The sequence below is a fragment of the Bifidobacterium sp. UBA6881 genome (assembly GCA_002451435.1).
Classification (GTDB): domain Bacteria; phylum Actinomycetota; class Actinomycetes; order Actinomycetales; family Bifidobacteriaceae; genus Bifidobacterium.
In genome coordinates this window covers 38,016-41,409 of the sequence record DKCF01000009.1, presented here as the reverse complement: position 1 = coordinate 41,409, position 3,394 = coordinate 38,016, and the positions used below count along the sequence as shown (strand labels likewise).

Genomic DNA, 3,394 nt, shown 5'->3' with positions numbered 1-3,394 from the left:
CCTGCTGAGGCTGCTGGGGTTCGGCGGAAGCGCTCGACACCTTGGCGGACAGCGCCGACAGCGGAATCGTGCCTTCGGTGGAAGGCTTCGAATCCTGGTCGACGGCCGGAGCGCTCTTCTTCGAGTTGGCGTCGAAACCGGCCGCGATGACCGTGACGCGCACCTCGTCGCCGTAGGCGTCGTCCAGGGAAAGACCCCAGATGATCTGCGCCTCCGGGTGGATGGCCTTCTGCACCAGCTGGGTTGCCGCCGCGGCTTCCTGCAGCTTCAGATCGGTCGGACCGGCGATGTTGACCAGCGCGCCATGCGCACCCTCGATGCTCTCTTCCAGCAGCGGCGAGCTGATGGCGATTTCCGCGGCCTGCGTGGCGCGGTCCTCGCCCCGTGCGGAGCCGATGCCGAACAGCGCGGTGCCGGCGCCACGCAAAATCGCGTTGACATCGTTGAAGTCGACGTGGATGTACGAATTGGAAGTGATCAGGTCGGTGATGCCCTGAACGCCGGCCAGCAATGCGGTGTCCGCGGTCTTGAACGCGTCGACGATGCCGATGGTGCGGTCGGACAGCTCCAGCAACCGGTCGTTCGGAATTACGATCAGCGCGTCCACTTCCTTGCGCAGGTTCTCGATGCCGAGTGCGGCGGACGCAGAACGCTGCGGGCCTTCAAAGCTGAATGGACGAGTCACGACCGCGATGGTCAATGCGCCCTGCTGGTGCGCGGCGCGCGCCACAATCGGGCTTGCGCCGGTACCGGTGCCGCCGCCTTCGCCGCAGGTCACGAACACCATGTCGGCGCCCTTGAGCGATTCCTCGATGTCGGACTGATGGTCCTGCGCGGCCTTCGCGCCCTTCTCCGGGTCGGCCCCTGCGCCCAGACCACGGCTGGAAGCGTCGTTCAATGAGATTTTGACATCCGCATCGGAACGCAGCAAATCCTTCGCGTCGGTGTTAATCGCGATGAACTCAACACTTTGAAGACCTTCAGCAATCATGCGATTAACGGCGTTACCGCCGGCTCCACCGACACCGACGACCTTGATGTTAGTCTTGTCGTTGAAATTGTCAGTCTGGGCAATCTCGCTCACCATAGTCTCCTGTCACTCACACGTTTACGCACAACTCTATCGCAGACGGGTTGATAATACGCGCACTTTTTCATGCGCGCGCCGGTGTTTTTTCACTTTTTTCCCATCGGCGTGTCTTTTTTGCCTAGAGTCGGCGCCCCCGACCGGTCGAAAAATCGTTTTCACCCATTTTCCGCCCGGACGGGAACCAATCCGATCAGTAGCTCGCGTCCATGGGGTCGTCGCCGAACAGCGCCTGACGCTCCTCATGGGTTGTTTCCCGGGATTCCAACCATCCGTATGGCAAATGCACCTTCTTGGCGAAGCGTACGCGGCCCCTCGGCTTGTCGGCGATGCGCTCGGGGAAACGAATGGTGGGATCGAGTTTGCCGATCTCGGCGCGCACATCCTCAAGATTTTCACATTCCATGAACGCCCGGCGTGTGGAACCGCCCACCGGGAACCCTTTGAGATACCACGCGATGTGTTTGCGCAGATCGTGCACGGCCATCCGCTCGTCGCCGTCATAGAACTCGGTGAGCAACGCGGCATGACGTTCGATCACCCGGCACACCTCGCCGAGCGTCGGATCGATGCGTTCGTCGCTGCCGGCGAAGGCGTTCTTGATATCCGCGAACAACCATGGGCGGCCTTGACAGCCGCGACCGATGGCGACGCCTGCGCAGCCGGTTTCGGAGACCATGGCGAGCGCGTCGTTCGCGCCCCAGATGTCGCCGTTGCCGAACACGGGGATGTCGAGTCTCTCCACGAGTTCGCCGATGCGGTTCCAGTCGGAATGCCCGCCGTAGTATTCGGCGGTGGTGCGCGCGTGCAGGGTCACGGCCTTGCAGCCCTCCTCCTGCGCGATGCGTCCGGCCTCGAGGAAGGTCTCATGCTCATGGTCGATGCCCACGCGAATCTTGGCGGTGACGGGGATGTCGGCGCTGTCGCACACCTTGACCACGCGTTGGATGATCTCACGGAACAAATCGAGCTTCCAGGGCAAAGCGGAACCGCCACCGCGGCGCGTGACCTTGGGTACCGGGCAACCGAAGTTCAGGTCGACATGATCCGCCATGTTCTCGTCGACGACGATTTTCGCGGCCTGTTCGACGATCGCGGGATTCACGCCATACAACTGAAGCGAGCGGATTCTTTCACTGGGCGCGAAGCGGCACAGGCGCAACGCCTTGGGATTGCGGGCGACCAGCGCGCGGGCGGTGATCATCTCCGCGACATACAGACCGTCCGGCCCGTAGCTTTCGCAGATCACACGAAACGGCCAATTGGTCACGCCCGCCATGGGCGAGAGCACGACCGGCGTCTGCACGTGCACCGGCCCGAGATCGACCGGCTTGATAACGGGGGGAACCGACGGCCGAGCCGCGTCGGTACGCGGGTCAAGCGCGTCGGTTTCCCCGTCGGCAATCACAATGCTGTCTGGCATGGGGCGCTTTAGTACAGTCCACCGGCCTCGGCGATCTTGACGGACTCGGGCCATGCCTCGCCGCCCATCTCGACCGGCAGCTGCGGCACGCTGCTGCGCTTCTCGCCAATGCGTTCGGCGATGTAGTCCGACACCTTGTCGAGGCTGACGCGCTCCTGCTTCATGGTATCGCGTTCACGGATGGTCACGGCCTGGTCGTCCAAGGTGTCGAAGTCGACGGTCACGCACAGCGGGGTGCCGATCTCGTCCTGGCGACGGTAACGGCGTCCGATGGCTCCGGACTCGTCGTAATCGATCATCCACTCGTTCTGACGCAGGTCGGCGGCGAGCTTGTGCGCGACGCCCTGCAGGTCGGGCTTCTTGCTCAGCGGCAGCACAGCGGCCTTGACCGGGGCCAGACGCGGGTCGAGGTGCAGCACGGTGCGCTTGTCCACGCCGCCCTTGGTGTTCGGCGCCTCGTCGACATCGTAGGCGTCGACGAGGAAGCACATCAGGGAGCGGGTCAGGCCGGCGGCAGGCTCGATGACGTACGGCACGTACTTTTCGCCAGTGGCCTGGTTGAAGTAGCTCAGGTCCTCTCCGGAGTGCTTGGAATGCGCGGAAAGATCGAAGTCGGTACGGTTGGCGATGCCTTCGAGCTCACCCCAATCGGAGCCTTGGAAACCGAACTTGTACTCGATGTCCACGGTGCGCTTCGAGTAATGGGCCAGCTTGTCCTTCGGGTGCTCGTAGTGGCGCAGGTTCTCCGGCTTGACGCCAAGGTCGAGGTACCACTGGGTGCGGGCGTCGATCCAGTACTGGTGCCACGCCTCGTCCTCGCCGGGCTTGACGAAGAACTCCATCTCCATCTGCTCGAACTCACGGGTGCGGAAGATGAAGTTGCC

3 protein-coding genes are annotated in these 3,394 nt (G+C 63.1%); all 3 read right to left on the bottom strand.

The features are described from left to right. Positions 1–1,087 (bottom strand): cell division protein FtsZ (ftsZ, locus tag B3C64_RS00740; protein WP_291533046.1); only part of this gene is annotated, 1,087 nt, incomplete at its 3' end. 193 nt (positions 1,088–1,280) lie between these two features. Beyond that, the gene (gene dusB, locus B3C64_RS00735; RefSeq protein ID WP_291533045.1) at positions 1,281–2,510 is read right to left on the bottom strand and encodes a tRNA dihydrouridine synthase DusB; all 1,230 of its coding nucleotides are present in this window, start codon (positions 2,508–2,510) and stop codon (positions 1,281–1,283) included. A gap of 8 nt (positions 2,511–2,518) precedes the next feature. Continuing rightward, positions 2,519–3,394: glycine--tRNA ligase (locus tag B3C64_RS00730; protein ID WP_291533043.1), on the bottom strand; the 876-nt coding region annotated here is incomplete at its 5' end.